Below are 23461 nucleotides of genomic sequence, written 5' to 3'. Positions count from 1 at the left end.
CTGCGCGGCCGGCAGCCGTTCGCCCGGCGCCGCGGGCGGCGGCGCCAGGTAGCCCAGCTCCGCCTCGGGCGCCAGCGCGTCCAGCACGGTCAGCTCGGGCAGGTTGATGCGCAGCCGGTCCAGCCAGGCCTGGCGCCGCTCGGAATAGGGGTAGTCGGCCAGGCGGGCCATCGCGTCGACGGCGCGGGCAAAACGGTCGTAGAGGTCGGTCATGAGCGGCGCTTTGAATAAGGAATGGCGTGGAGGCCCGCGGGCATGCCGGGGCGTGATGCAGTACGGCGTTATCCTAACCGGTCAGACCAGTTGAGTGTCATAATGCCCAGGCAGTATATGGCTGTCAACGCCAACCGGGGCGGCCGCCCCGCGCCCATGCCTTGAGAATCCCGCGATGAATACCGTCGAACACATAGCCCAGCAATTGCAGGCCCGCATCCGCCAGAGCGAATGGGCGCAGGCGGGCAAGCTGCCGGGGCAGCGCCAGTTGGCCGAGGAACTGGGCGTGAGCCGCGCCTCGCTGCGCGAGGCCATCACCATGCTGGAAGGCCTGGGGCTGCTGCGCAGCGAAGCCGGCCGCGGCGTGTTCATCGCCCGGCCCGGCGAGAAGGGCCTGGGCAGTGCCTATGGCCGCTGGCGCTTCCAGGGCCGCTACGCCTTGCGCGACGTCTACCTGGTGCGCAACCAGCTGGAGGAGCTTGCCGCCGGCCTGGCCGCCGGCGTCGTCACGCAGGCTGGACTGGCCCGCCTGCGCGCCACCATCACGCACATGGAGCAGGCCGCCGATGCCGGCGACCTGGTGGCCATGTCCGAAGGCGACCGCGCCTTCCACGCCTGCCTGTACGAGATCGCCGGCAGCCCCATGCTGCTGGACCTGGCCGAGAACATCGCCGAAGTGGTGGACGGCAGCCGGCAGGTCGCATTCGCGGATCCGGCGCGCGTGCGCGAGCCGATCTACGAACACGCGGCCATCATCGACGCCTTGGCCACGGGTTCGGCCGAAGCCGCGCGCCGCGCCATGCGCGCCCATATTTGCAATGTGGCCGACCGGGCCGGCCTGTCGCTGACGATCCCGGGCGTCTAGGGCCGGTTCACATCAAGAGCCGTTAACACAAGTCTTCAACGAATCTGGAACAGATAACAGCGGCACCCAGGGCAAGGAGCGCGCAATGAATGTCAAGCCGACGCTCGAAGCGGATGCGCAGTTTGCCGGACGCGGCAAAGCATGCATGGGTGCGCTCGACCCACGCAACGATGACGCCCGAACCGTTGCTTGCTCTCGATGCCTTTTCGGGCGATGCGTGCCGCAATGCCACGCTGTTTCAAGTGCCGCCGGCATCGTCGGCAGTACTGGTCCAGAGCAGTGCAATCAGTGCCTGCCAGTCGCTCGTGCATTGCCCAGAAAGCGATACGCTGCCTGCGTCTCGGCCCAACCGTGGCACGCGCCCGGGATGCGCTCAGTGGGCTTGCTTGCCAGACGCTCGGCCAGCAGAACTGCCCGACCGTTCAGACGCTCATCGCCCAGATCCAATGTTCCGAATCGCTCCTGCGCCCAACCCACTTGTCTCCTGCATCGTATGTGTCCAGACGTCTATTGGAGCGTATCGGCGAGATATGTGTAATGGGATGATTCTGTGGGGTCCAATTAAATATTAAATGCTGTCGACAATAAAAATGGTGCTTTGTGATAATTAAATCGGGCCGTATCGGTGGCCTATTTCTTAGATAAATACATGTTTCTTGTGTTGACAATGTTTATCGATAAGTCATATCGTGCACGCTAGCTGTCGGTGATTCTTACTCAAAAAGAGAATTAACAATTCAAGAGGTAAGGGTATGCGAGAGGTGGCGTGGAGAGGAGTCTGCCTGCCAGCGCGGCCGGCTACTGCCGGAGTCGGCGGCACGTTCCCAGCATTTCCGACGGCGCAGAAGGGGCGATTTTGCCGGAGGCGGTGGCTGCTTTCTGGCTTATTGATCGTGTCCGGATTCGTTCTGTCAGGAGCGTCGGTGATGGCGGCAGACAATTTCACTATGACGATCGAACATATTGATGGTGGTTCGACGACATTTTCCATTCCTCCCGGCTTAGGCGAACAGACTGGGCCTCAGACGATGGTGCTGAAAATACCTTTGCCACCCAAAGACGGAGACATCGATAAGACTGTGGAGATGGCTGTCATTGTGCGTCCGGTATATAGCAATGGCAGTTCATATGTTAGTAAAGTTCTTGCCGGGGAACTTCTTAATACTCGCGAAGTTTCCACCAAAAAAGGCATGCGCGTATTTGAACGTGAGGTAAAAGGCATTGGAGTCATGGTGCTTTATGTTTTCCAGGGAGATGACGGAACGCCCGTTCTGGTAGAGGACTCGGGAAGCTTCAATCGTGCATATAGTATCTATCACGACGTACCGGGAAAATATAGGATCCAATCTGCGGTGCCGAAAACGGCGGGTGAAAATTTTCGTTATGCAGACAAGCAGGTGTTGCGCAACGTTAACAACTTGATTGTTGGAAAATAATATGCCTACCGAGAATATCGTCAATTTTAGCGATTCCCAAATAGCCATCATTCAAGGACATCTTCAGAATGACCAGTTTGCCGAGGCCTATAAGGCCGCCGCGAGTGCGGTAAAGGCTGATCCGGGCTATTCGCAAAACGCAGAACTGCAGCGACTGGGAACCTGGTTGGATACTGCGGCCAAGATCAATGGCGAACCGAACAGCATGATTGGCGCGTTTGTGCGCGGAGAACTCAAGGCGGCAGCCGATTTGCAAGGGGCGTCCATTGATGCTGCGCAGTTTCAGGAATTCTCCAACCGACTGGCTTTGCGGTTGATGACCGATACTATCGACAATAAAGGCATGCCGGGCGCGGCAGAGGTGGTGAGTACCGAAGTTTTGTTTTCGGTTGTCACAGAGATGCAACTGCCCGCGTATCAATGGCCGGGTGTGGCTGGAGATTTTCTGCCCCCGCCGTTCGGCCTGGGAAAGGACTATGTCTCCGTCGAGGGTAGCGATATCGTCGACTACCTCAATAATTTTCAGAAAATGAAATTCGCCCAGCTGGAGGGAATGAGGCACAGCTTCCTCGTGCAAGTGGAAGATTTGGCTTCCGAATTCGGAGAGAGCTTTGCGCGCATGGCCGTCAAGGCCGCCGATGGAGCGCTGGACGGAATCTTTGGAAGGCCGAGCCGAAGCTTGGGTGAGTTTATTGGTGATTATGGCGATGCGGAGTTCGCGCGCCTGCTTTCCATGTCCGGGCGACTTCGCTCGGCGTGGTCGTCGTTCAAGCGGTCAGTCCTGCAAATCAGTCCGCTGGTCATCGATCTGACAGGCAATGGCGTGAATCTTACGCAATTGGACGAAAACTCGCCTTACTTTGATCTAAACGGCGATGGTTTCGCCAGAAAAACGGGTTGGATAGGAGCAGGTACAGGTTTGCTTTGTCTGGACCCGGAGGGCATGGGGATCAACGATATCTCTCAATTGTTTGGCAGCAACAATGGGATTGACGGTTTTTCGCAATTGCGCAGGTTCGACTCCAACAACGATGGCGTTATCGACAATCAAGATCCGATCTTCAGCAAGCTGCGCCTGTGGCTGGACACGGATCACAATGGCGTATCGACAGGTTCCGAACTGCGTACCTTGGAGGAGTTGGGGATTGCGGCGATTGGTCTGACCGCGACGGCGGTCGACCTGACAGTCGCCGGTAACAAGATTGATCTCATCGGCTCCGTGGTGATGGCGGACGGATCGACCCGCCAGGTCGCTGATGCATGGTTTACCAACTCTCCCTCGCTTACCCGTCCCGTCGCATCGGTGACCGTAAGCGACCAGGTCAAGCTGTTGCCTCAATTGATAGCCGCCGGTTCGATCCGCGACCTGCACTCCGCAATGATGCTGGACCCCGCCTTGTTGCAGATGGTGAGCGCATTCCAGCAACTCGGGGCAGAGACCTCGGCTGAGGCGGCAGAAGTCGCGTTTACGGCAATCATGTACCGGTGGGGGGCGGTCGACCAAGTCTGGCCGAATGCGCGAGGCGTTGATATCGATGGAAGAAAGCTTGCGTTCATCGAAAAGTATTTGGGCATGCCATTCGAGAGTGCCAGCAATGGCACGACGCCCAGATTTCGCGCCAGTAGCGACCTGAATAGCGCCTGGTCGGCGATCTATGACTCCATGCTGGCTAGGATGGTGCTGCAGAGCGGATTGGCAGAGATCTATGGCAAAGCGTTCGAGTATTCGGTCGAAGCCGATATGATTCTGCCCGCCGGCGGCTTTCGCGGGGCCTTCGCCCAGGTGTTGACGACTTTTGGACAGCCTGGACCGGACAATCAGGACGCCTGGAATCTGGCATTCAAGATAGCCAATGCCGTTCGCATTGATCTTGGTCTGGTTGTCGATTATTACCACGACATCGTCGATCTTGGCGGTAGCAATACGATCGCCAGCCTCGCCACCCTGGTCGCCAACGGCCTGCGCTTTACCATTGAAGCCGACCGCAGCATCGTGGTTTACGGGTCGGCCGTCAACGATGTCATCTATGCCCCAGACGGCGCCAGCGCCTTGTATGGCGGCGGCGGCGGTAACAACTGGGCGCTTGAGTTGCCCTATAACGATGTGTTCGTCATCGGGCGAAATGCAACCCAGGTCGAGATCATTGAACACGAGGGTGATGCGTCGTCGGCGTCCAATCTTCTGAAGTTCATTTCCGGCATTCGCTCGGATCAGGCCATCGTTTCGTCCAACGCCCACGGCGATGTGGTGATCACAATTGCCAACGGACCGGTAGTCGTCATCGATGCCATGCTGCTCAAACCCATATATGGCGTGCAGCAGGTCGAGTTCTCCGACGGCGTGACCTGGACGCGCGAACAGATCATTTCGCACCTGTCGGTGGGCGCTGGTAGCGACTACATCGTGGGAACCTCCGCTGGCGAAGTCCTGGATGGGGGCGGGGGCAACGACTATATCCTGGGCGGCGGCGGGGCCGACACCTATCTGTTCAACGCGGGCTATGGTCTGCTCACGATCAACCAGTCCGAGAGCGCTCCAGGCGTCATCAGCCGTCTGCGTTTCGGGGCTGGCATCGATGCGCAGGACATTACGGTCAAATCCGATGCCACCGGGAATTTGATCCTGCTGCATGCCAACGGCACGGACAAGGTGGTGCTGGAATTGCAGGCGTCCGGGGCAAAGTATGGCGTGGGCCTGGTGGAGTTCGCGGATGGATCGACGTGGACCCGCCAGCAATTGTTGCAGATGTCTTTAACCGGCAGCGGCGCGACGGACAATATCTATGGCACGACCGGCGCCGATTTTATCGATGGCAAAGGCGGTACCGACTATCTGAAGGGACGCGGCGGGAACGATATTTTCTATTACGCCTCCGGGTATGGGCATCTGGTCATCGATGAGGAGGATTTTGCCCTCGATGCGCAGAATGTGCTGCGTTTTGGCGCCGGCATCTCGCTGGCGGATTTGCGCTTTTCCGTTGCCAGCGACGGCAACGTGACCATAACCCACGGCGTTCCGGGCGATGAGATCGTGATTCGCAATATGGCCGGCTGGGATTACAGCGGGGTGCAGCGCCTCGAGTTTGCCAATGGTGAGAGCATATCCAAGCCCGATTTCCTTGCCCGTACCCAGTATGGTTCCAGCGGCTCGGACACGCTGTATGGCAGCCGGTACGTCGACAGCATTGACGGCCTGGGTGGCGACGATACCGTGTACGCGCGCGGCGGAGGCGCGGATGTTTTCGTGTTCAACCAGGGCTATGGGCATCTGACGATAGACAGCTACGATGCCTTGCGCAGCGATATGAGCACGCTGAAGCTGGGGCCGGGCATCCTGGCCGGCAATGTACAGATCCGGCTGTCTGGGCCTGGCGGGCAGGATATTTCCGTGTTGATGGGAACGGATACTGTCACGTTGGTTGGCATGGGTGCGGATCCGGCGCGTTCCGGCGTGGACCGGATACTGTTTGCCGACGGCACGATATGGAATGCGGCCGAGATTGCCGCCAGGGCTCACCAGATCAGCGGCTCAGCAGGAAGCGACACGCTGACGGGAACCTTGGGCGATGACATATTCGACGGCAAGGGTGGTGATGACGTGATATCGGGCAGAGGCGGCAACGACGTCTTCCTGTTTGAGCGTGGTTACGGGCGCTTGACCATCGATCAGCATCGTTGGTCGGATCAGCATCGCAGTACGCTGCGATTCGGCGCGGGAATCGGCGCGGCGGATGTTGCCGTGTCGGCATTGGGTGACCCATTCGGCAGCATTGCGCTGACCATGGGCGCGGATCGCGTCGTGCTCCAGGGCATGGCCCTGCCGGTGCCGGGCTTTGGCGTGCAGCTGATCCAATTTGCGGACGGCACGTCCTGGACGGCCGAGCAGATCATGGCGGCGGCGCGGGACGTGCGTGGCACCGCCAACTCGGAAATCCTTTACGGCACTCCCTGGGACGATGTTTTCCGGGGCAATGGCGGCAATGACGTGCTTTTTGGCAATGGCGGCAACGATGTCTTCCTGTTCGAGAAGGGAGACGGCCAGATCGAAATCGTCGCGCGGTCGTATGTGAAAGTGAACAACGTTGTCCGGCTTGGCGCTGGGATACAGGTCGAAGATGTCGCGGTGACCATGTCGCGGGACGGCGAGTACGACATTTTTCTCAACATCGGGTCTGATCGCATCAAGTTGAAAAAAGCTGGCCAGGTCAGTTTGCCGGATGCGCCAACGGGGTTTGATCTGTCTGTACCCGAGATTGAGTTCGCCGATGGCACCTCCTGGACCCCGGAGCATTTACTGGACCTGGCGCGTCGTTTTGAAGGCAGCTCCGGAGACGACAATTTTGTGGGTACCTACGGTGCGGACCGGTTCGACGGGCATGGAGGCAATGATTACATCGCGGGCCATGGCGGCGGCGATACCTTCATCTTCAACCAGGGATATGGACGGCTGGTGATCGATGAATATGCGAGCACGGCCAGCGAGGTCAATGTGCTGAGATTCGGCGTCGGGATCACGCCGCAGGATGTGTCGATGAAGGTCGACGAGCAGCGCAATGTGGTGATGACCATCGGCGCGGACCAGGTGGTGTTGAGCAATATGGCGGCCGCGCTTGACTGGAATGGCGTGCAGCGCGTGGAATTCGCAGATGGCACGACCTGGACCCGCCAGCAAATCCATGACAGATTGCGCACGATTCACGGCGATACGGGCGGCCAGACTCTCTATGGCACCAACCTGGCGGATCGTATCGATGGCGGCGGCGGTCCGGACGTGTTGTACGGCAGAGAAGGGGACGACACCTACGTGTACAAGCTCGGCTACGGCATCATGACTATTGCCGACGGCGAGTTCGAGGTCGATGCTGCCAATGTGCTGGAGTTCGGAGCCGGGATCGACGCTTCGATGATTACCGCCAGGACGGGCCTCGACGGTTCGCTGACGCTGCTGGTCGGTCCTTCCGGCGGCGCGGTGGTTTTGCAGAACATGCTCAGGGGGCGATATTGGGGCGTGCAGGAGGTGAAGTTCGCCGATGGCGTTCGTTGGAACCGGGACGACGTGCTGGCCTTGATTTCAACCATCGGCTCCTCGGGCAATGACGTACTCACCGGCACATCGGACGCTGACTATTTCGATGGTCAAGGCGGGGATGACACCGTCAATGGCATGGGTGGCGGCGATACGATCATCTTCAACACCGGCTATGGCAAGCTGCGAATTTCGGAGCCGTATTGGCCGGCATTGCCTGAAAATGTGGTGGTGCTCGGTGCGGGCTTATCGGCCGCTGCCGCGCAGATAAAGGCCCTGCGCAACGGCGATATCAGCCTGACATTCGCGGGCACGAGCGACCAGATCATTTTTGCCGCCACGGCCCTCTTCGGAGGCGCCGGGATTCCTGTCATCGCTTTCGCGGATGGTACCCGCTGGAGCGGCGTGGACGTGTTCAACGCGGCCATGCAGCTTACCCCTGGCGACGATGTGCTGTTCGGCAACTCCAGTGCCGAGTACTTCGACGGCTTGGGCGGGAACGACTACATCTTCGGCGGCGGTGGCGGGGACACCTTCATCTACAAGCCGGGCTACGGTCATCTCGAGATCTACGAGAGCGATTATGCCGGCATCAATACGCTGAGGTTTGGCGCCGGCATTGACGCCGGGACGGTCAGGATCAAAGGAAACAGTACCTCGGGCATCGAGATCATAGACCGGATCTCCGGTGGGAAAGTGACGCTGACTAACGCCATGTACGGCGCTGGCTATGGCGTGCAGCGCGTGGAGTTCAACGATGGCACGGTGTGGACCGACGGCCAGCTGCGCTCCGCGGTAAATAACGCCGTGGCCACCACCGAGGACGATGCGCTGTTTGGCACGGAGGCGGCCGAAGTGTTCGACGGGCTGGGTGGCGGCGACTACATACAGGGCGGCGGTGGCGGCGATACGTTCCACTACAAGGCCGGCTACGGGCGCCTGGAAATTCTGGAGGTCGAATCCGCCGGAGCCACGAACGTGCTGAAATTCGGCCCGGGGATCAGCGCCTCATCGGTGCAGGTGGTGGGTGCCGACGATTTGTCCATCACGCTCAAGACGGGAGCGACAGGTGACGCCGTCGTGCTGTCGATGGCTATGTCTCCAGCCGCGGGCGTGCAGCGGGTCGATTTCGATGATGGCACGAGTTGGGCGGGCGAGGATGTGCGCGCGTTGCTGCGGCGGGCCACGACGGGTAACGACGTTATGTTCGGGTCCCTGTTCGGGCCGGACCGGCTGGACGGTCTAGGCGGCGTCGATACGATTTATGGCAATGGCGGCAACGACACCTATGTGCTGGGTGCGGGCTATGGCGGCCAAGTGACCATTTTCAACGGCTATATGTATGGCGGCGCCGACGGCAAGCTTGAATTGGATGTCAGTGCCGATCGCCTCTGGTTCCAGCGCTCCGGCCAGGATCTGAAGGTCAGCATCATGGGCACGGACGCAAGCGCGGTGCTGCGGGATTGGTACAAGGACGATTTCCGCAAGCTTGCCGAGGTCCAGAGCGGCGGGACGGGGTCGGCGACGCAGACCCTGGATGCCAACCTGGATATTCTGGTGCAGGCAATGGCGTCTTTCGAGAGAAGCCACCCGGGGTTCGATCCTACCCTGAGCCAGAACTCGGCCATTACGGATTCCACGGTGCTTGCGGTGGTGGCGAGCAGCTGGCACGCCTGACGTGGTTGCGGAGCATATCGGCAATCAACCATAAACAAGCTGTTGCGCGCGGCCAGACCCGTTGACGGCTGGCGCGCGCGCCAAGAGGCAAAGGCGACGCGTCAACGATGGATCAATCCGAAGTGGTAGCTACCTCCGATTCCGGGGTGGCGGCGCTCATACTGATCGCCCGGTTTCACGGAATTCCGGCAAATGAAAAGCACCTGCGTCATCAGGCGGGTGTCAAGAGCGTTGCATTCAGCGAGGACGAGCTCGTCCTGAGCGGCCGGTCGCTGGGGCTGAAAGTCCGCAAGGTCCGGGTGGCGCGGCAACGCTTGCAGAAAACACCCGTTCCCGCACTGATTCTGGACCAGGGCGACAGGCACGCCGTGCTGCTGCGCTGTGACGGCGACCGCGCCCTGGTCCTCGAAATGGATGCGAAGGCGCCGGTGGAGGTTGCGGCCGCGGAGCTTTTGGCGCGTTGTGATGGCCGCATGCTGCTATTTGCCTCCCGCGCGTCGGTGGCGGGCGAGCTGGCGCGGTTCGATTTCACCTGGTTCATCCCGGCGATCGTCAAGTACCGCCGGTTCTTTCTCGAGGTCTTGCTGGTCTCGGCTTTCATCCAAGTGCTGGGCCTGGTTTCGCCGCTCATGTTCCAGGTGGTCATGGATAAGGTGTTGGTCAACAGGGCCTACAACACGCTCAACGTGGTGTGCATCGCCTTGCTCGTGTGTTCGCTCTTTGAGGTTTTTCTTACCGGCTTGCGCAACTATGTGCTTGCGCACACCACCAGCCGCATCGACGTCGAACTTGGGGCGCGCCTGTTTCGGCATCTGCTGGCGCTGCCCCTGGCGTATTTCGAGTCGCGGCGTGTGGGCGATACGGTGACGCGCGTGCGCGAACTGGAGAACATCAGAAACTTCCTGACAGGCCAGACGCTGACCTCGATCATCGATTTGTTCTTCTCCATCATCATCCTGGGCGTGATGTGTTTTTACAGCGTGTGGCTGACGTTATTCGTCGCGCTGTCCCTGCCCATGTATGTGGTGGTGTCGCTCATCATCACGCCCCAGTTGCGCCATCGGCTCATGCAGAAATTCGCGCGGGGGGCCGACAATCAGTCATTTCTGGTGGAGTCGGTGGCGGGCATAGGCACGGTGAAGGCCATGGCCGTTGAACCGCAGTTCACGCGACGCTGGGACAACCAGTTGGCCGCGTATGTGAGCGCAAGCTTCAAAGCCACCACGTTGGGCAATGTCGGCCAGCAAGCCATCCAGTGGGTTAGCAAGCTGGTCAGTCTGGTTACGCTGTTCTTTGGCGCGAAACTGGTCATCGACGGCAGGCTGACCGTGGGGCAACTGGTAGCCTTCAACATGATGGCCCAGCGGGTCTCCGCGCCCGTGCTGAGGTTGGCTCAGTTATGGCAGGACTTCCAGCAGATTGGCATCTCCATGCAGCGGCTTGGGGACGTGCTCAATGCAAAAACGGAGATTCCGCGCGCTCAGCAGGTGCCTCCGGCGGTGCGCGGCGACATCGGCTTCGAGAAGATCCGGTTCCGCTACCGAGCGGAGTTGCCCTACGTGCTGGATGACGTGTCGTTTCATATCGGAGCAGGCAGGACGGTGGGTATTGTTGGACGGTCGGGGTCCGGCAAGAGCACGTTGACCAAACTGATTCAGCGCCTTTACGTGCCGGAGTATGGCCGCGTGCACGTCGATGGCACTGATCTGGCGCTGGTCGATCCGGCCTGGATACGCCGTCATATCGGCGTGGTGCTGCAGGAGAACTTGCTGTTCAACCTGACCATCCGCGAGAACATCTCGGTGACCGATCCCGGCACAAGCCTGGAAAACGTGATCCAGGCGGCGACGCTGGCCGGTGCGCACGAGTTCATTTCGCAGCTGCCAGAGGGCTACGAGACGGTGGTGGGTGAACACGGTGCGACGCTGTCGGGTGGACAACGCCAGCGCATTGCCATCGCTCGGGCGCTACTGACCAACCCGCGCATCCTGATCTTCGACGAGGCGACTAGCGCACTGGACTTCGAGACCGAGCAGGTGATACAGCGGAACATGCGTGCCATCTCCCGGAATCGCACCGTCATTATCATCGCCCACCGCCTGAGCGCGGTCAGGCACGCGGATGAAATTATGGCGATGGACAACGGAAAAATCGTTGAACGCGGCTCCCATGCTGAGTTAATGGACCTGAAAGGCTATTACTGGAAACTCGTTTCGATTCAGAACGCATCATGATGAGGTTGCCGTTTCATCTACAGATCGGGGCAGCGTGGGATCTGCTGCGGCGCTACGCCACGGTGTTCCACCATGCGTGGTCGAGGCGCCGTCAGGACGATAGCGTGCCGCTGGACCGGCACGAACGGGAATTCCTGCCAGCCAATCTGGAACTAATGGAGACGCCGGCGCATCCAGCGGCGCGCTGGACCATGCGCGCGATTCTGCTGCTGATTGTCACGACCCTGCTGATCGCCGTATTCGGAAGGCTGGACATCGTGGCCGTGGCGAAAGGCAAGCTGATACCCAGTGAGCGGGTGAAGACCATCCAGCCCGCGATCACCGGCGTGGTGAAAGGCATACTGGTGCGCGATGGCGAACGCGTGGCCGCAGGGCAACCGCTGATCGTGCTCGATGCTACGCAGGCCGCGGCCGACGCGGACAAGGCGCGCTCCCTGCGAATCGATGCTTCGCTATCGGCGGCGCGGGCCAAGGCCTTGCTGGAGGCGCAGGCGGGACATCGCCAGCCGCTAGTGCCGCCGGTCGAGGACGCAAGGCCTGAAAAGCAGGGCGAGGTGCAACGCTACGCGGTTGCCGTTTATCAGGAATACATCGACAAACTATCGGTCGCACAGGCTGAGCTCGAGCGGCGCGAAGCGGAGCTGGCCACTACTCGGCGTCTGATCAGGAAACTTGAAATCACCGTGCCAATAGCGCGCCGCGAGGCGGACGACTACAAGGAGTTGGCGCGCGACCGCTATGTGGCGCAACACGATTATCTGAATAGGATGAAGCAGGCAGTCGAGCAGGACCACGAGCTGTCTATGCAGCGCAGCCGGGCGACAGAACTGGGGGCGGCGATAGACCAGCAGCGCGCTGTACTCGCGCAGACCGCGTCACAATTTCAGCGCGAGCAGTTGCGGGACCTCGAGCAGGCTAGCCAGCAGGCATTGCAGAGTCGCAACGATGAAACCAAGGCGACCACTCGTCAGCAGCTGTTGACCCTACATGCGCCAGTCGGCGGCGTGGTGCAGCAGTCGGCGGTTCATACGCTGGGCGGTGTGGTGACTACAGCGCAATCCCTGATGGTGATCGTTCCCGAGGACGTCCTGGAGGTGGAGGCTCATATCGAGAACAAGGATATCGGTTTCGTCAATGAGGGCGATGACGCGACTGTCAAGATCGACGCGTTTCCTTACACCCGCTACGGCTATCTGACGGGCAAGGTGATTTCCGTTTCCAGTGATGCCGTGCAGCACAGAGACAGGCGCGCGGCTTTGACGTTCACCGCGCGTATACGGTTGCCAACCAATCAGATGCTCATCGACGGAAAGTCCATCAATCTGACTCCGGGCATGGAGGTTTCGGCGGAGATCAAGACTGGAAAGCGGGCGGTAGCGGCCTATTTTTTCGACCCCTTGCTACAGGTGGCGCAGGAGAGCATGCGTGAACGATAGCGGCGGGGTCGAGGCAAGGCGGCGAGGAGGAATATGGAGTGGCTGCGTCGTTGCTTGTGTGCTATGGGTATGCTTCACTGTGGCCCAGGCCGCGCCTACCTGGGATGTCTTCAACACCGAGGTCGGCGTGCCACCTGCGCCTGCCAGCCTGATGCTGGCCGGCCAGCCTGGGCGGGATTGCGCCTCGCAGGTCCTGGCAGACCCGCTGCGGCTCGACCAGGCTGTGGTACTTGCGTTGTGCCGCAATCCGGCCACGCGCAAGGCCTGGGCGGATGTCAGGGCACGCGCGGCCGGCGCGGGCGTTGCGACGGCTCAATACCTGCCAACCGTCTCCATCAATACGCAGAACATCCGCCAGAAGTCGGATACGGTGGTCAAAGACTATCCGCCCCTGAGCTCGTCGCGTAGCGGCTGGACGCATAACGAGAGCATCTCGCTGAATTGGCTGCTCTACGATTTCGGAGCGCGCGGGGCGGCGCTGGAGAATGCCGAGGCCTTGCTCGGCGCTGCCCTGGCATCGCAGGAGGTGGCATTGCAGGCCACCTTTGCGACAGTGGCGACCGACTACTACGCGGCCCAGGCGGCCAAGGGCAAGCTGGCAGCGGCGGTCGAGGCGGAAAAAATCGCCAGTGACAGTTTTGCCGCTGCCGTCCGCCGCGTCGAGCACGGTGTGGCGTCGGTGGCCGATCAGTTGCAGGCGGAGACGGCTAAGGTGCAGGCCACCTTACGGCGGGTGAGGGCGGAGGCGGAATTGCGCGCGGCGCAGGGCGTGCTGCTGGCCGGCATGACCTTGTCGCCATCGCAGCAGGTGGTTTTGCCGGACATTGAAGAGGGCGCCATGGCAGGGCCGGCATTCCAGTCGTCGGTGGATGCATTGATGGCCGAGGCAACGGAAAGGCATCCCAGTGTCGTTGCCGCCAAGGCGCAATGGAACGCGGCCAAGGCGAAGGAAGCGCAGGTGGCAGCCGAAGGCCTGCCCAAGCTGAGCTTGACGTCACGCTATGGCCGCAATAATCAGCCGGTGAGTTCGGGGTTCGGAGCCAATTCCTTTCCCGCTCAGGGGCGCGAGTTCTACATAGGCGTGCAGTTGCAGATTCCGCTGTTTGAGGGGTTCAGCCGCAATTACCAGATCCGTGAGGCTGCGGCCGAGAGGCAGCGTCAGGGCGAGGCGCTGGCCGAAGTGCGCCAGGGTGTTGGCCTGGCGGTCTGGAAAAGCTATCAGGCCTTGCAAGCCAGTACGGAAAATGTTCGACACAGCGCGGAACTGCGGAGCATTGCCGAAAAGTCTTTCGAGGCGGCCAAGCGCAGATATGTCATGGGAGTGGGCAGCATGTTGGAACTGCTGAGTGCGCAGAATGCACTGACGGATGCTAATCAGTTGCGGATCGAGGCCGTGGCTGAGTGGCGCAGTGCCCGTTTGCAGTTGGCGGAGAAACTCGGGCAGCTCGGTATGTGGCAATTGGACGGCGGATAGGCGGGACATTATGCCGTGTCAGGCCTGACTGGCCACCATGCAAGAACCCAGGAAAACTGCCCGCCGACCGGGCCTATGACTGCCGGGGATGCCGGCGGTGCGCGCTCCTTACCCCGGCTGCGCAGCGCAACCGCTATCGCTGCCCGTCGTGCACCGACACGGCTTCCTTGGTCAGCCCGCCCAGCCGCGAATGCACGCGGCCGCCCGTGCCCATGACCAGGGCGAACAGGATCTCGTTGGCGCGCGGCGCGTCCTGGACGCCGATCTCGATGCTGTTGAAATGGCTGCGCACGTACGAGGCGTGGATGTAGTGCACCGGCACCATCATGCGGTAGCCGGCCACGGCCACGGCCTTGACGGCGGGCACCATGGCGCGCGGCTCGCCCAGCACGCTGCGCATGGCCCAGCCGCCGGCCTCGTGCCAGACCGCGCCATGTTCCATTTCACCGTCCAGGCCGACGATGGCGGCCTTGCTGTAGACCTCGATCTTGTCCTTGCCGCCCAGCGTGTCGACCAGCTCGGTCGCGAGCAGGGTGCCGAGGCTGCGCAGTTCGGCCATGAAGGGCATGAGGTCCGGCTCGTAGCGGCCGGCGTAGGGATTGCGGATCACGGCGCAGGCGGCGGCCAGCTTGAGGGGCTGCGCGGGCGCGGGGCCGTTCTCGTGGTACGTGGTTTCGACGATGAGGCAGCGTTTGCGGATATCGATCAGCGACATGCGGGGGATTCCTGGTTGCGGTTGTGGAAGGCGGTCATTGCGGCGGGATGCCGGTTTCCTTGACGATGTCCGCCCATTTGTCGATTTCGGCGCGCACGAAGCCGCCGAATTCAGCAGGGGTCTGTTGCTTGACGCTCAGGCCCTGGCACGCATAGGTCTGCTTGAGCTCATCGCTCGCCAGGGCCTTGTCCAGCGACTGCGACAGGCGCGTGACCACGGGCGCGGGCAGGCCGGCCGGGCCCATCAGGCCGAACCACACGGTCAGATCGAAGCCGGCCGCGCCGCTTTCGTTGAGCGTGGGGATGTCGGGCGCCAGCGGAAAGCGTTCGGGCGTGCTGACCCCGTAGGTCTTGACCTTGCCGGCGCGCGCCTGTTGCAGGCCGTTGGCCAGGTCGGTGAAGGTCAGGTCCACGGTGCCGCCGATGACGTCGGTGAGCGCCTGCGGACCGCCGCGATAGGGCACGGGCGTGACGTTGATCTTGCCCATGGCCGCCAGCTTGGCGCCGAATACCTGCGCGCTGCCGGAGCCGTAGGCATAGGTCAGCTTGCCCGGATGCTGCGCGCCATAGGCAAAAAGGTCCGAGACCTTGGCGCCCGGCATGCGCGGCGAACCCACCAGCAGATAGGGCGTCTCGGCCACGGCGCCGATGGGCGTGAGGTCGGTGGCGGGGTTGTAGGGCAGGTCCTTGAACAGGCTCACGCCGCTGGCCGCCGTGGACACGCCCACCACCACCAGGGTGTAGCCGTCGGGCTTGGCGCGGGCCACGTCGTGGGTGCCGATGATGCCGTTGGCGCCCGGCTTGTTTTCCACCACCACGGGTTGGCCCAGGTCGTCGGCCATGGCCTTGCCCAGGCTGCGCGCCACCACGTCGGTGATGCTGCCGGGCGGAAACGGCACGACCATGCGGATGGGGTGATCGGGATAGGCCGCGGCGGCGGGCAATTGGGACGCGCCCAGCGCCAGCGCCAGCGCGGCGGCGGATCGTTTCATGCTTGTCTCCTGTGGATCTCGTTATCGTTGGCGCCGCGCGGCTCAGGCCGGCGCGGGGACTTGCAGGCGTTCCAGGTAGCGGTGGATCTCGGTGTTGTCGACGCCGGCGGGCATGTCCGCGAGCGCGCGCTGCCATAGCGCCGTGCATAGCGACAGCTGCGAGGCCGCAACGCCGGCCAGCGCCTGCAGCGAGTCGGCGGTGCGCAGGTCCTTGGCCATCAGCGCCAGGGCGAAGCCGCCGTTGTAGGTGCCGGGCACGATGAACTGGCACAGCTTGGTCTCGGTCGCCACGTTGCGGCCGCTGGAAGCATTGAGCACGTCGGTGAACACCTCCAGGTCCAGGTCCATGCCTTGCGCGATCAGCAGCGCTTCGCTGGCCGCCAGCAGGCCGGCTGCATAGACGTAGTTGTTCAGCGCCTTCATGGCGTGGGCGGACCCGACTGCGCCGGTGTGAATGAGCGAGGCCCCCATGCGCGACAGCAGCGGACGCACGCGCGCCAGGCCCTCGGCGTCCGCGCCCACCATGATGGCCAGCGTGCCGGCGGCGGCCTTGGCCACCGCGCCCGATACCGGCGCGTCGATGAGCGTCACGCCGGCCGCGCGCAGCAGCGGCGCCAGCCGCAGCGTTTCGGCGGGGTTGGACGAGCCCATGTCCAGCAGCACGGAGCCGGGGCGCATCACGCCGGCCAGTCCGTTTTCGCCTTCGATCACCGCGTTGGTGACATTGCTGTCGGGCAGCATGGTGATGACCACGTCGCAGGCGGCCAGCGCCTGCAGGCCGGCGGCCGGCTTCAGCGTGCGGTTCCAGGCAGGGTGCGCGGCCAGGCGTTCAAGGCGCGCTGGGTCGCGGTCATAGGCCAGGATGTTGAAGCCTTCCTCGCCGCCGGCAAGGTTTTCCAGCATCGGCAGGCCCATCATGCCCAGGCCGACGAATCCTACGTTCAGTGTCATGCATTCCCTTTATCGAATCGTCCTGGAAAGCGCGCCAGGATTCATCCGGAATGCTAATGAAGGCGTGGATTTCGCGGTTATGCTAAGTTGGCCAGGGGATATAACAAACGATTATCGGATCAGCCATGCGTTTCAAGCTCAGGCAGATGGAGGTGTTCCGCGCGGTGATGCTGACCGGCTCCATGAACGGCGCGGCCAAGCTGCTGTTCGTGTCGCAGCCCGCGGTCAGCCGCCTTATTGCCCACACCGAGCAAAGCCTGGGGTTGCAGCTGTTCGAACGCGACAAGGGCAAGCTCACGCCCACCCCCGAAGCGCAGCGCCTGTTCCAGGAGGTGGGGCCGTTGTTCGATGAGGCCCTGCGCATCGACGAGCTGGCGCGCGACCTGGCCGAGCAGCCGGAGGGCGCCTTGACGCTGTGTTCCAGCCCCAGCCTGGCGTTGAACTTCGTGCCGCCCGTCATCGCGCAGTACATGGAGCTCTATCCCAACGTCAGGCTCAAGTTCCACACCACCTTGCTGTCCGACATGGCGCACGAACTGCTGGGGCGCAAGGCCGAGCTGGCCATTTCGGTGCTGCCGATAGACCACCCCAATCTGGTGGTGGAACCGCTGGCGACCGGCGAAATGGTCTGCATCCTGCCGCAAGGGCATCCGCTGGCCGCGCGGCGGGCGCTAAGCCTGGCCGAACTGGCCGAGTGCCGCTTGATCCTCTACAACCGCAACATCCCCTTCGGGCAACTGGTGGCGGCGGCCTTCCAGCGCGCCAACGTCAGCTGGAACGCGGCGGTGGAAATCGTGCGCGCGGAACTGGCCTGTGCGCTGGTGCGCGTGGGCGGGGGCGTGGCCATCGTCGATGAGTTCTCGGTCGGGCAGCAGGGCTGGCCCGGCGTGGTGACGCGGCCGCTGCGCGAGTCCATCCCGCTGTCGTTGAGCCTGGTGCGTTCGCGCTTCGACCGCCCCAGCAGGCAGGTGCAGCGATTCGTGCGCCTCATCAAGGAACATGCGCGCGCCTCGCGCAAGACAGGCCGGCCTTAGGGCCGGCGCATCTGGCGGTTCGCCGCGTCGCGGCGGCAAGCCGGCCGCCTGTGCGCCCGAAGCCCGCCCGCTTGCACGTAGCGGACAGCCGTCGCATTTTCCGGACACGCCGCCTGGACCTGGATCAGCTTTCCATCGAATAAGCGCAGTTTGCGGATAGCGTCGGCCGGATCCGGCTAACGCGGCCGCGCCGCGCGGCGCCAGTATTCGCCTCACTCAATCAGACACGGTGAGGTGATGCGATGAAGGGTCTGGACAACAAGGTGGCCATCGTGACCGGCGGCGCCACGCTGATCGGCGCAGGCGTGGTCGCGGCGCTGCGCGCCCGGGGCGTGCGCGTGGCGCTGTTCGATATCGACGCCGTGGGCGGCGAACGCGTGGCCGCGGCCGATCCGGCCGGCACTCGCTTCTGGCCGCTGGACATCACGGACGACGCGCAGCTGGAACGCGGCGTGGCCGAGGCGGCGGCGCATTTCGGCCGCCTCGATTTCCTGGTCAACCTGGCCGCGACCTATCTGGACGACGGCGCCGCGTCGGGCCGCGCCGATTGGCTGCGGGCGCTGGACGTCAACCTGGTCAGCGCGGTGATTGCCGCGCGCGCGGTTCGTTCCCATCTGGTGGCCGCCGGAGGCGGTGCCATTGTCAATTTCACCAGCATCTCGTCGCGCGTCGCGCAGACCGGGCGCTGGCTCTACCCAGTGTCCAAGGCGGCGCTGCTGCAGGTCACCCGCAACATGGCGATGGACTATGCCGCCGACGGCATCCGCGTCAATTCCGTGTCGCCGGGCTGGACCTGGTCGCGCGTGATGGACGAGCTGACGCAGGGCGACCGCGCCAAGACCGACCGGGTGGCCGCGGACTATCACCTGCTGGGACGCGCCGGCGATCCGGCCGAGGTGGCCGAGGTGGTCGCCTTCCTGCTTTCAGACCATGCCAGCTTCGTCACCGGCGCCGATTACGCGGTGGACGGCGGCTATTCGGCCATGGGCCCCGAACAGGCCAAGCCCGCGATTCCGCGCCTGGCTGCCTAGACATCAGAAAAGGAGTACAGACATGCGTCGAATCGCGATCGTGGGAGGAGGGCAGGCGGGCCTGCCGCTGGCGCTGGGATTGCTGGACAAGGGCTATGAGGTGACCGTGGTCACCAATCGGGAACCGGACGACATCCGCCGCGGCAAGGTGATGTCCAGCCAGTGCATGTTCGATGCCTCGCTGCAGATCGAACGCAACCTGGGCCTGAACCAGTGGGAAGCCGAGTGCCCGACCGTCGACGGCATTGGCCTGGCGATACCGCATCCGGAGCGGCCCGGGCACAAGCTGATCGATTGGGTGGCGCGCCTGGATCGCTCCGCGCAGGCGGTGGACCAGCGCATCAAGATGCCGGCCTGGATGGAGCTGTTCGCGGCGCGCGGCGGCAGGCTGCTGATCCAGGACGGCGGCGTGGCCGAACTGGAACTGCTGGCGGCCTCGCACGACCTGGTGCTGCTGGCCGCGGGCAAGGGCGAGGTGGTCAAGCTGTTCGAGCGCGATGCGCTGCGCTCGCGCTTCGACCGGCCGCAGCGCGCGTTGGCGCTGACCTATGTGCACGGCATGCGTCCCGCGCCGGACTATTCGCGCGTCGCCTTCAACCTGATTCCCGGCGTGGGCGAGTACTTCGTGTTTCCCGCGCTGACCGTAAGCGGTCCCTGCGAGATCATGGTGTTCGAGGGCGTGCCGGGCGGCCCGATGGATTGCTGGCGCGACATCAGGTCGCCGCAGGAGCACCTGGCGCAAAGCCTGCACATCCTGCACACCTATCTGCCCTGGGAGGCCGAGCGTTGCAGCGCGGTGGAGCTGACCGATGCCAATGGCATCCTGGCCGGCAGCTTCGCGCCCACCGTGCGCAAGCCGGTGCTGACCCTGCCGTCCGGCCACCTGGTGTTCGGCCTGGGCGACGCGGTGGTGACCAACGACCCGATCACCGGCCAGGGCTCGAACAATGCCACCAAGGCCTGCGCCGTCTATCTCGACGCCATCCTGGCGCATGGCGACGGCGCCTACACGGCCGATTGGATGCAGCGCACCTTCGAGCGCTTCTGGGACTACGGCGGCGCGGTGGTGGAGTGGACCAATTCCATGCTGCTGCCGCCGGCGCCGCACTTGCTCAAGCTGTTGCAGGCGGCGGACCATACGCCGGCGCTGGCCAGCATCATCGCCAACGGCTTCAACCATCCGCCGTCGCTGTTTCCCTGGTGGGGCGACGCGACGGCCTGCGAAGCCTTCATCGCGGCGCAGCCGGCGCGGGCGGCGGCATGAAGCCGGATTGCGCGGCGGGCTTGCCCCTGGACTGGGGCTGCACCGATCTGCATCCCAAGGTCCTGCGCGGCGTGCTGGGCAGCTATCCGACGGGCGTGGCCATCGTGGCCACGCGCTGTCCGGACGGCCGCCGCGTCGGGCTCACCATCAACTCCTTCGCCTCGCTGTCGCTGGACCCGCCGCTGGTGCTGTGGAGTCTGGTGAACCATTCGCCCAACCTGGCGGCGTTCCGTGATTGCAGCCACTTCACCATCAGCGTGCTGGCCTGCGGCCAGGAAGAGCTGGCGCTGCGTTTCGCCAGTTCCGCGGTGCCGGACAAGTTCGCGGGGGCGCCCGTGCACGACGTGCCGGAAGGCGTGCCCGCCATCGAGGGGGCGGTGGCCACCCTGGTCTGCGCCAACGACCAGCAAAGCCCCGCGGGCGACCACCTGCTGCTGTTCGGCCGGGTGCTGCGCGTGGCCAGCGTGGCGGCGACGCCCCTGGTGTTCCATGCCGGACGCTTCACCGCGTTGAGCGCCGCATAGGGCTCGCGCGCCATTCCTTTCAATGTCCACGGGCCCGTGCGGCCTGTTTCCCATCGGAGCGCATCATGCCCCTGGAGTCAGAGGCGCAGGTCATCATCGTCGGCAGCGGCATGAATTCGCTGGTGTGCGCGGCCTTGCTGGCGCGGCGCGGCAAGTCCGTCCTGGTGCTGGAACGCAACGACAGGCTGGGCGGATGCATCCGCACGGAAGAACTGTTTCCAGGCTACCGCCACGACGTGCTGTCCTGCTGGTATCCGCTGTTCGTCGGCAGTCCCGCCTACGCGGCGCTCAAGCCCGCGCTGAGCGAGGCCGGACTGGAGTTCATGCAGGGCGAATATTCCACCGGGCTGGTGTTGCCGGACGGCACCGGCCTGGCCTTGAAGCAGGACGTGGCGGACAGCGCGCGGCGGCTCGACGCCTGGGCGCCCGGCGACGGCGCGGCCTTCGGCGCCATGGCGCAGCGCCTGTTCGGCGAGGATGCCGCGCTGACCTTCGGCCTGTTGGGCCAGAACCCCTACGGCGCCGGCATGCTCAAGCTGCTGTTCGGCGAATGGCGCAAGCGCGGCATGGACGGCCTGGCGTCGTTCGCCGCAGACTCGATGGAGAGCTTTCGCCGCTGGTCCGAACGCGCGCTGCGCTCGGACGCGGCGCGCGCCCTGATCGCGCCTTGGGTGCTGCACACCGGACTGGGACCGGACGACGCCTGTTCCGCGCTGATCGGCAAGCTGACCTTCGCGGCGGTGGTGGCCGGCGGCATGCCCGTGGTGAAGGGCGGCGGCAGCGGCGTGGTGGACGCGCTGGCCGCCGTCATCGAACGGCATGGCGGCCGGCTGCAGACCGGCGCCGAGGTCGAACGCATCCTGACGCGCGGCGACGGCCGCCGCCGCCGGGCGGTGGGCGTGGTGGCGGCGGGGCGCGAGTATCGCGCCACGGAGGCGGTGGTCTGCAACGTGGCGCCGGGCCAGCTGTACGGGCAGTTGCTGCCCGATGCGCCGCCGGCCATGCGCGAGCGCGCCGCCAACTATCGCTACGGCCGCGGCGGCATGCAGATCCACTTCGCGCTGGACGCGCCGCCGGACTGGCTCACTCCGGAGCTGCGCCACGTGCCGCTGGTGCACCTGACCGAGAGCATGGAGCAGGTCTGCGCCTCCGTCACCGAGGCCAACAACGGCTTGCTGCCCGCGCGCCCCACGCTGGCCATCGGCCAGCCCGTCGCAGCGGATCCCACGCGCGCGCCGCCAGGCGGCTGGATCCTGTGGGTGCAGATGCAAGAGCTGCCGACCCGGATCAAGGGCGACGCCGCAGGCGAGTTGGCCGCACCCGCCGACGGCCGCTGGAACGAGGCCTTGCGCGAGGCGATGGCCGACCGGGTGCAGGCGCGCATGGAGCGCGTGATGCCGGGCCTGTCGCGCCGTATCGTCGGGCGCCGCGCTTATTCGCCGGCGGACCTGGAAGGGCTGAACTGCAACCTGGTGGGAGGCGATCCCTATTCGGGCGTGTGTTCTCCCGACCAGTTCTTCTGGCTGCGGCCCTTTGCTGGCGGCCACGGCGCGCGCGGACATCGCACGCCGCTGAGCAATCTCTTTCACATCGGCGCCGCCACCCACCCGGGCCCCGGGCTTGGGGGCGGATCCGGCTATCTCGTCGCACAACAAATAGGCAGGAGGGGAACATGAGCGGACACCTGAAACTCCGGCGGCTGGCCAGCGTCACGGCATTGGCGCTGGCCAGCGCGGGGGCCCAGGCCACCGAGGGCGGCGGCCTGGGCATCTACCCGGACGGGCTGGAGAACTTCATGTCGGGGGCATTGCCGCCGCCGGGCGTGCACATGCTGGTCTATGGCGGCGGCGCGCGCTACGACACGCTGCGCGGCAACGACGGCGAGCGTGTGCCGGTGCCGGGCTTCAAGGTGGACGTCAACGTGCTGGCGCCGCGCCTGATCTGGGTCACGCAGCAGCAGGTCATGGGCGGGCAGCTGGCCTTCCACGCCATCGCGCCGCTGCTGGACGTGACCGCCAAGGCAGCCGGGCAGCGCAACCGCAGCACCGGCCTGGGCGACATGACGCTGGGCGTGGCGCTGGGCTACCACCCGTCCGAATCCCTGCATTACGTGGTCGGGCTGGACATGTACGCGCCCACCGGCAAGTACGACCGCAAGGACCCCTCCAGCCTGGGCAAGAACTACTGGACCGCGCAGCCCGTGTTCGCGTTGAGCCGCATCAGTCCGGACGGCTTCAACGCCGACCTGAAAGTGATGTACGACTTCAACTTCACCAATTCCGCCACCGACACCCGTTCCGGCCAGGCCCTGCATGCCGACTACGCGCTGGGCTGGGGCGTGGGCAAGGGCTGGGTGCTGGGCGTGGGCGGCTACGCCTTCCAGCAGGTGACCGACGACAGCGGCCCCAACAGCGCCGCCGGCCGCGCCCGCGGGTTCGGCGTCGGCCCGTCGGTGCGCTACATGAATGAAAAGGGCTGGTTGTTCACGGCCAAGTGGCAGCAGGACTTCAAGGTCAAGAACCGGCCCGAAGGGGCGCAGCTGTATGTGAAGCTGGGGATACCGTTCTGATCGGTTCGATCCAGGCGTGGC

At 63.9% G+C, this 23461-nt stretch carries 16 protein-coding genes and 2 pseudogenes; 12 read left to right on the top strand and 6 right to left on the bottom strand.

Annotation, left to right across the window (positions count from 1 at the left end; all coding sequences use genetic code 11):
* Positions 1 to 213: pseudogene (locus HWY37_RS33530) on the bottom strand (amidase); the annotation flags it as partial.
* A 175-nt stretch (positions 214 to 388) separates the two neighbouring features.
* Between HWY37_RS33530 and HWY37_RS33525 the strand changes: the two are divergent.
* Positions 389 to 1078 carry a FadR/GntR family transcriptional regulator gene (locus HWY37_RS33525; protein WP_176090826.1) on the top strand — a complete coding sequence of 230 codons (690 nt, stop codon included), beginning with the start codon at positions 389 to 391 and terminating at the stop codon, positions 1076 to 1078.
* 22 nt (positions 1079 to 1100) lie between these two features.
* Here the strand turns inward: HWY37_RS33525 and HWY37_RS33520 are convergent.
* Both HWY37_RS33520 and HWY37_RS33515 read right to left on the bottom strand, forming a co-directional pair.
* Positions 1101 to 1335: pseudogene (locus HWY37_RS33520) on the bottom strand (IS5/IS1182 family transposase); the annotation flags it as partial.
* Between the two features lie 28 nt (positions 1336 to 1363).
* Positions 1364 to 1555, bottom strand: coding sequence for an IS4/Tn5 family transposase DNA-binding protein (locus HWY37_RS33515; RefSeq protein ID WP_373418130.1), 192 nt, complete (start codon positions 1553 to 1555; stop codon positions 1364 to 1366).
* 449 nt (positions 1556 to 2004) lie between these two features.
* Here HWY37_RS33515 and HWY37_RS33510 point away from each other — a divergent pair, with 449 nt between their 5' ends.
* From HWY37_RS33510 to HWY37_RS33490, 5 genes are all read left to right on the top strand, one after another.
* Positions 2005 to 2514, top strand: a complete 510-nt coding sequence (locus tag HWY37_RS33510) for a hypothetical protein (protein ID WP_175210228.1) — start codon at positions 2005 to 2007, stop codon at positions 2512 to 2514.
* Between the two features lies 1 nt (position 2515).
* Complete coding sequence (locus HWY37_RS33505; protein ID WP_176090825.1) at positions 2516 to 9217, top strand: calcium-binding protein; 6702 nt, start codon at positions 2516 to 2518, stop codon at positions 9215 to 9217.
* Positions 9218 to 9324: 107 nt separating this feature from the next.
* Positions 9325 to 11451 carry a type I secretion system permease/ATPase gene (locus HWY37_RS33500; protein WP_175210224.1) on the top strand — a complete coding sequence of 709 codons (2127 nt, stop codon included), beginning with the start codon at positions 9325 to 9327 and terminating at the stop codon, positions 11449 to 11451.
* Positions 11448 to 12887 carry an HlyD family type I secretion periplasmic adaptor subunit gene (locus HWY37_RS33495; RefSeq protein WP_338076241.1) on the top strand — a complete coding sequence of 480 codons (1440 nt, stop codon included), beginning with the start codon at positions 11448 to 11450 and terminating at the stop codon, positions 12885 to 12887. The genes HWY37_RS33500 and HWY37_RS33495 overlap by 4 nt, the downstream gene beginning before the upstream one ends.
* Positions 12877 to 14361, top strand: coding sequence for a TolC family protein (locus HWY37_RS33490; RefSeq protein WP_246302477.1), 1485 nt, complete (start codon positions 12877 to 12879; stop codon positions 14359 to 14361). Before HWY37_RS33495 ends, HWY37_RS33490 begins: the two co-directional genes overlap by 11 nt.
* A 133-nt stretch (positions 14362 to 14494) precedes the next feature.
* Here HWY37_RS33490 and HWY37_RS33485 read toward each other — a convergent pair whose 3' ends face one another.
* The 3 genes from HWY37_RS33485 to HWY37_RS33475 are packed head-to-tail and all read right to left on the bottom strand — an operon-like array spanning position 14495 to position 17018.
* Complete coding sequence (locus HWY37_RS33485; protein ID WP_176090824.1) at positions 14495 to 15076, bottom strand: amino acid synthesis family protein; 582 nt, start codon at positions 15074 to 15076, stop codon at positions 14495 to 14497.
* Positions 15077 to 15110: 34 nt separating this feature from the next.
* Complete coding sequence (locus HWY37_RS33480; protein ID WP_176090823.1) at positions 15111 to 16067, bottom strand: Bug family tripartite tricarboxylate transporter substrate binding protein; 957 nt, start codon at positions 16065 to 16067, stop codon at positions 15111 to 15113.
* 42 nt (positions 16068 to 16109) lie between these two features.
* Positions 16110 to 17018 (bottom strand): NAD(P)-dependent oxidoreductase, encoded by a 909-nt coding sequence (locus HWY37_RS33475; RefSeq protein ID WP_175210218.1) that lies wholly within the window; start codon positions 17016 to 17018, stop codon positions 16110 to 16112.
* Positions 17019 to 17143: 125 nt separating this feature from the next.
* On the opposite strand from HWY37_RS33475, the gene HWY37_RS33470 reads away from it, so the two are divergent.
* The 6 genes from HWY37_RS33470 to HWY37_RS33445 all read left to right on the top strand — a co-directional run bounded on the left by HWY37_RS33470 (position 17144) and on the right by HWY37_RS33445 (position 23440).
* Entirely contained in the window at positions 17144 to 18052 is a 909-nt protein-coding gene (locus HWY37_RS33470) for a LysR family transcriptional regulator (protein WP_175210216.1), read from the top strand.
* Between the two features lie 242 nt (positions 18053 to 18294).
* Positions 18295 to 19083, top strand: a complete 789-nt coding sequence (locus HWY37_RS33465; RefSeq protein ID WP_175210214.1) for an SDR family oxidoreductase — start codon at positions 18295 to 18297, stop codon at positions 19081 to 19083.
* 22 nt (positions 19084 to 19105) lie between these two features.
* Complete coding sequence (locus HWY37_RS33460; RefSeq protein ID WP_176090822.1) at positions 19106 to 20347, top strand: styrene monooxygenase/indole monooxygenase family protein; 1242 nt, start codon at positions 19106 to 19108, stop codon at positions 20345 to 20347.
* Positions 20344 to 20871, top strand: coding sequence for a flavin reductase family protein (locus tag HWY37_RS33455; RefSeq protein WP_175210210.1), 528 nt, complete (start codon positions 20344 to 20346; stop codon positions 20869 to 20871). Before HWY37_RS33460 ends, HWY37_RS33455 begins: the two co-directional genes overlap by 4 nt.
* A gap of 65 nt (positions 20872 to 20936) precedes the next feature.
* The gene (locus tag HWY37_RS33450) at positions 20937 to 22547 is read left to right on the top strand and encodes a phytoene desaturase family protein (protein ID WP_176090821.1); all 1611 of its coding nucleotides are present in this window, start codon (positions 20937 to 20939) and stop codon (positions 22545 to 22547) included.
* Complete coding sequence (locus HWY37_RS33445; RefSeq protein WP_175210206.1) at positions 22544 to 23440, top strand: SphA family protein; 897 nt, start codon at positions 22544 to 22546, stop codon at positions 23438 to 23440. Before HWY37_RS33450 ends, HWY37_RS33445 begins: the two co-directional genes overlap by 4 nt.
* The last annotated feature ends 21 nt before the right edge of the window (positions 23441 to 23461 follow it).

This window comes from Achromobacter anxifer (assembly GCF_903652925.1).
Taxonomy (GTDB): domain Bacteria; phylum Pseudomonadota; class Gammaproteobacteria; order Burkholderiales; family Burkholderiaceae_B; genus Achromobacter; species Achromobacter anxifer.
This window is presented reverse-complemented; position numbering and strand designations above follow the sequence as displayed.

Coding starts and splice junctions, on each gene's coding strand:
- HWY37_RS33525 (WP_176090826.1), top strand. CDS start 389: ATGAATACCGTCGAACACATAGCCCAGCAATTGCAGGCCCGCATCCGC.
- HWY37_RS33510 (WP_175210228.1), top strand. CDS start 2,005: ATGGCGGCAGACAATTTCACTATGACGATCGAACATATTGATGGTGGT.
- HWY37_RS33505 (WP_176090825.1), top strand. CDS start 2,516: ATGCCTACCGAGAATATCGTCAATTTTAGCGATTCCCAAATAGCCATC.
- HWY37_RS33500 (WP_175210224.1), top strand. CDS start 9,325: ATGGATCAATCCGAAGTGGTAGCTACCTCCGATTCCGGGGTGGCGGCG.
- HWY37_RS33495 (WP_338076241.1), top strand. CDS start 11,448: ATGATGAGGTTGCCGTTTCATCTACAGATCGGGGCAGCGTGGGATCTG.
- HWY37_RS33485 (WP_176090824.1), bottom strand. CDS start 15,076: ATGTCGCTGATCGATATCCGCAAACGCTGCCTCATCGTCGAAACCACG.
- HWY37_RS33480 (WP_176090823.1), bottom strand. CDS start 16,067: ATGAAACGATCCGCCGCCGCGCTGGCGCTGGCGCTGGGCGCGTCCCAA.
- HWY37_RS33475 (WP_175210218.1), bottom strand. CDS start 17,018: ATGACACTGAACGTAGGATTCGTCGGCCTGGGCATGATGGGCCTGCCG.
- HWY37_RS33470 (WP_175210216.1), top strand. CDS start 17,144: ATGCGTTTCAAGCTCAGGCAGATGGAGGTGTTCCGCGCGGTGATGCTG.
- HWY37_RS33465 (WP_175210214.1), top strand. CDS start 18,295: ATGAAGGGTCTGGACAACAAGGTGGCCATCGTGACCGGCGGCGCCACG.
- HWY37_RS33460 (WP_176090822.1), top strand. CDS start 19,106: ATGCGTCGAATCGCGATCGTGGGAGGAGGGCAGGCGGGCCTGCCGCTG.
- HWY37_RS33455 (WP_175210210.1), top strand. CDS start 20,344: ATGAAGCCGGATTGCGCGGCGGGCTTGCCCCTGGACTGGGGCTGCACC.
- HWY37_RS33450 (WP_176090821.1), top strand. CDS start 20,937: ATGCCCCTGGAGTCAGAGGCGCAGGTCATCATCGTCGGCAGCGGCATG.
- HWY37_RS33445 (WP_175210206.1), top strand. CDS start 22,544: ATGAGCGGACACCTGAAACTCCGGCGGCTGGCCAGCGTCACGGCATTG.